Source organism: Spirillospora sp. NPDC046719 (assembly GCF_040645715.1).
Lineage (GTDB): Bacteria > Actinomycetota > Actinomycetes > Streptosporangiales > Streptosporangiaceae > Spirillospora.
This window is the reverse complement of record NZ_JBEYYT010000453.1, coordinates 1-4,114: the sequence shown is the minus strand read 5'-3', so window position 1 is coordinate 4,114 and position 4,114 is coordinate 1. Positions and strand designations below refer to the sequence as shown.

The 4,114-nt window shown below is 73.1% G+C and carries 4 protein-coding genes; all 4 read right to left on the bottom strand.

Annotation, left to right across the window (positions count from 1 at the left end; all coding sequences use genetic code 11):
* Window positions 1–70: 70 nt before the first annotated feature.
* On the bottom strand, window positions 71–289 hold the full coding sequence (rpmE, locus tag ABZ914_RS42695) for a 50S ribosomal protein L31 (RefSeq protein ID WP_151544542.1): 219 nt from the start codon (window positions 287–289) through the stop codon (window positions 71–73).
* 210 nt (window positions 290–499) lie between these two features.
* Complete coding sequence (locus ABZ914_RS42690) at window positions 500–1,153, bottom strand: response regulator transcription factor (protein WP_500200493.1); 654 nt, start codon at window positions 1,151–1,153, stop codon at window positions 500–502.
* 61 nt (window positions 1,154–1,214) lie between these two features.
* Window positions 1,215–2,600: a sensor histidine kinase gene (locus ABZ914_RS42685; RefSeq protein WP_500200492.1), complete on the bottom strand. Its 1,386-nt coding sequence runs from the start codon at window positions 2,598–2,600 to the stop codon at window positions 1,215–1,217.
* A 228-nt stretch (window positions 2,601–2,828) separates the two neighbouring features.
* On the bottom strand, window positions 2,829–4,114 hold a 1,286-nt coding region (gene rho / locus ABZ914_RS42680), incomplete at its 5' end, for a transcription termination factor Rho (protein WP_500200491.1).

Below are 4,114 nucleotides of genomic sequence, written 5' to 3'. Positions count from 1 at the left end.
CGGGCGGCGGGCCGGCGCCGCGGCCCCCCCCCGGCGCGCGGGGGCCGCCCCCCCCCCCCGCGGCTCGGCGCTACTTGCCGGCCTTCTTCTTGCCGAAGCGCTGCTCGAAGCGCGCCACCCGGCCGCCGGTGTCGAGGATCTTCTGCTTGCCCGTGTAGAACGGGTGGCAGTTCGAGCACACGTCGGCGTGGATCACGCCGTTCTCGGCGGTGCTGCGGGTCTCGAAGGTGTTGCCGCACGTGCACGTCACGGTCGTGACGACGTAGTCCGGGTGAATGTCGGGCTTCATGGGTTCTCCTCGCATGAGGCGGTCGCCGGGCGCCCCCGCTCGCACGGCCGTCCGGCGTGGTCGTTTCCACGCGACGGCGCCATGGGAGATCCGGGAGGCGTGAACCGGTACCGCAGCGGTTGCAGTCCAAGTGTGCCAGATACCCGAACGTGCCGAGGTCACCGGTCATTCCCGATCTCCGATCGGATGGACCCCGGGTACCTGGCCGGTTCAGCCGTCGGCGCGGCCCAGGTAGGCGAGGACGGCCATCACCCGGCGGTGCCCGCCCTGCGCGGGCTGCAGGTCGAGCTTGGCGAAGATGTTGGAGATGTGCTTCTCCACCGCGCCCTCGGTGACGACCAGGCTCTCGGCGATGGCGCCGTTGGCGCGTCCCTCCGCCATCAGCCCCAGCACCTCCCGCTCGCGCGGCGTCAGCGCCTCCAGCGGGTCGCCGGTGCGGCGCCGGCCGAGCAGCTGGCCGATCACCTCCGGGTCGATGACGGTGCCGCCGGCGGCGATCCGGCGGACCGCGTCGATGAACTCCGCAACGTCCGACACCCGCTCCTTCAGCAGGTAGCCTACGCCCTCGGCGCCGCCGCCGATCAGGTCCGTCGCGTACCGCTCCTCCACGTACTGCGACAGGACGAGGATCGGCGTGCCGGGGCGGCGCTCGCGGACGGCCAGCGCCGCGCGCAGCCCCTCGTCGGTGAACGACGGCGGCATCCGCACGTCCACGATGGCGAGGTCCGGCTCGTGCTCCTCGACGATCCCGAGCAGCCCCGGGCCGTCCCCGACCGTCGCGACCGTCTCGATCGCCGCGTCCGCGAGCAGCCGGACGAGCCCTTCGCGCAACAGCACCGAATCCTCGGCGATCACTACCCGCATGCGCCCATTATCGGGCCTCGCGGGCGGCGCCGGGCCGCGTCACCCGGGGCTCACCAGGGGGTCACCAGGTGCAGGGCAGGTCCGCGCGGATGATCGTGGGCCCGCCGGGCGGGCTGTCCACGATGAGCATCCCGTCGATGGTGGCGGCCCGGTCGGCCAGCCCCGCCAGCCCGCCCCCGATCCGCGCCACCGCCCCGCCGACCCCGTTGTCGGTCACCTCGACGACGACCCAGCGGTCCTCCCGGACGACCCGGACGGAAGCGCGGGTCGCCCGCGCGTACTTGGCGATGTTGGCCAGTGCCTCAGCGACGATGAAGTAGGCGATGCTCTCCACCGCGGCCGGCGGCCGCTCCGGCAGGTCGACGGAGACCTCGACGGGCACCGGCGCGCGTCCGGCCAGCCCGGACAGCGCCGGATCCAGGCCTCGGTCGGTGAGGATCGCCGGGTAGATGCCTCGGGCGAGGTCCCGCAGCTCGGTGATGGCCTCCTTGGTGCCGGCGTGCGCCTGCTCGATCAGCGCCCGCGCCCCCTCCGGGTCCTCGTCGAGCTTCGCGCGGGCGCGGCCGATGTCCATCGCGACGGCCAGCAGCCGCTGCTGCGCGCCGTCGTGCAGGTCCCGCTCGATGCGGCGGCGCTCGAACTCCGCGGCGTCGACGCCGCGCGCCCGGCTGGCCCGCAGGTGCGCGGTCCGCTCCCGCAGCTCCATGTTCTCCGCCTGGGACGCGCTCGGGCCGAGCATCAGCCGGGCCCACGCCGCGTGCGCGACCGCCATCCCGCGTGTCACGTACATCGCCGCCGCCAGGACGACCAGTCCCGCCGCGGACACCGGGAGCGCCTCGAACGGGTTCCCGGACCAGTACGTCACCAGCCCGAGGTTGATCTCCATGCCGCCGCCGAACAGCACGATCAGCGGCATGAACAGCAGCGTGCCCGTCAGCGCCCACACGACGGCCGACACCATGAACTCCACCAGCGCGATGGGGAACAGCAGGACGAGGTAGGCGAGGTCCTTCCAGGTGGCGGGGTCGGCGGCCATCGACCTCAGCCGGACGAACGGGTTGCGGCCCTCCGGCCGCGGCCGGTACGGGTCGGGGACGGTGACGCCGAACGCGGCCCGCACCAGCCGGCGGTCCAGCTTCGCGCCGAACCGCCACGCCACCATCAGCAGCGCGAGCAGCGGGAACCCCACCCAGATGATCAGGGTGCCGAGCGACAGCGCCAGCCCGGCGGTCAGGACGACGAACCAGCCGAGCCCGAACGCCAGGCTCACCGCCAGGTACAGCGCGGACGTCCAGGTCACCCTGGACCGGGCCATCGCCGCGGGGTGCCACGGGCCGTCCGCGACGGACGCGGCGCGGCCGCCCGCCCGGGTCGCGCCCCCACCGGGGCTCCCGGCGCGTGCCGGCGGGTCTCCGGCGTCCCCGATGTCCCTGCTCAGCTCGCCCACGTCGTCCCTCCACGCCCGTTCCAACCTACGGTGCAAGCCTGCCTTCCGGGGCGCCCGGCCACCATGGAGGTCCCCGCCGGATCGGGGTGGGGCTAGCCCCACCATCGGCCTCCGGCACCGGTCCCGCCGTCCGGCAGCGGGACACGGAACGCCCCCGGGACGCGGAACGCCCCCGGGACGCGGAACGCCCCCGCCCGGGACCCGGGCGGGGGCGTCGCGGCGCGTGGATCAGCGGTCGTCGGAGACCGTCGTCTTCTGCACCTGCAGCAGGAACTCGGCGTTGGACTTGGTCTCCTTCATCTTCTCGATGAGGAGCTCCAGCGCCTGCTGGGTGTCGAGGGCGTGCAGCACCCGGCGCAGCTGCCAGACGACCCGCAGCTCCTCCGGCGCCATGAGGATCTCCTCCTTGCGGGTGGACGACTGGTCGACGTCCACCGCCGGGAAGATCCGCTTGTCCGCGAGCGACCGGTTGAGCTTCAGCTCCATGTTGCCGGTGCCCTTGAACTCCTCGAAGATGACCTCGTCCATCCGGGAGCCGGTCTCGACCAGCGCGGTGGCGAGGATCGTCAGCGAGCCGCCGTTCTCGATGTTGCGGGCCGCGCCGAAGAACCGCTTGGGCGGGTACAGCGCGGTCGAGTCGACACCGCCGGACAGGATGCGGCCGGACGCCGGCGCCGCCAGGTTGTAGGCCCGGCCGAGGCGGGTGATCGAGTCGAGCAGCACGACGACGTCGTGGCCCAGCTCCACCAGCCGCTTCGCGCGCTCGATCGCCAGCTCGGCGACCGTGGTGTGGTCCTCGGCGGGACGGTCGAAGGTCGAGTGGATGACCTCGCCCTTCACCGTCCGCTGCATGTCGGTGACCTCTTCCGGACGCTCGTCCACGAGGACGACCATCAGGTGGCACTCCGGGTTGTTCTTGGTGATCGCGTTGGCGATCGCCTGGAGCACCATCGTCTTGCCGGCCTTCGGCGGCGACACGATCAGCCCGCGCTGGCCCTTGCCGATCGGCGAGACCAGGTCGATGATCCGGGTGGTCAGGATGCCCGGGTCGGACTCCAGCCGCAGCCGCTCCTGCGGGTACAGCGGGGTCAGCTTGGTGAAGTCGACGCGGCCCTTGGCCTGCTCCGGCTCCATCCCGTTGACGGTGTCGAGCCGCACGAGCGCGTTGAACTTCTCGCGCCGCTCGCCCTCGCGGGCCTGCCGGACGGCGCCGGTGATGACGTCGCCCTTGCGGAGGCCGTTCTTGCGGACCTGCGCGAGCGAGACGTACACGTCGTTCGGGCCGGGCAGGTAGCCGGTGGTGCGGACGAACGCGTAGTTGTCGAGGATGTCGAGGATGCCCGCGACCGGGATCAGGACGTCGTCCTCGCTGATCACCGGCTCCTCGTAGCGCTCGCGGCCGCCGCGGCCACGGTTGCGCTCGCGGAACCGGCGCCCGCGCCGGCTGCGGCCGCCCTCGTCGTCGTCGTGCTGGCCGCCGCCGCCCTGGCTCTGGCCGCGCTGCCGGCCGCCGC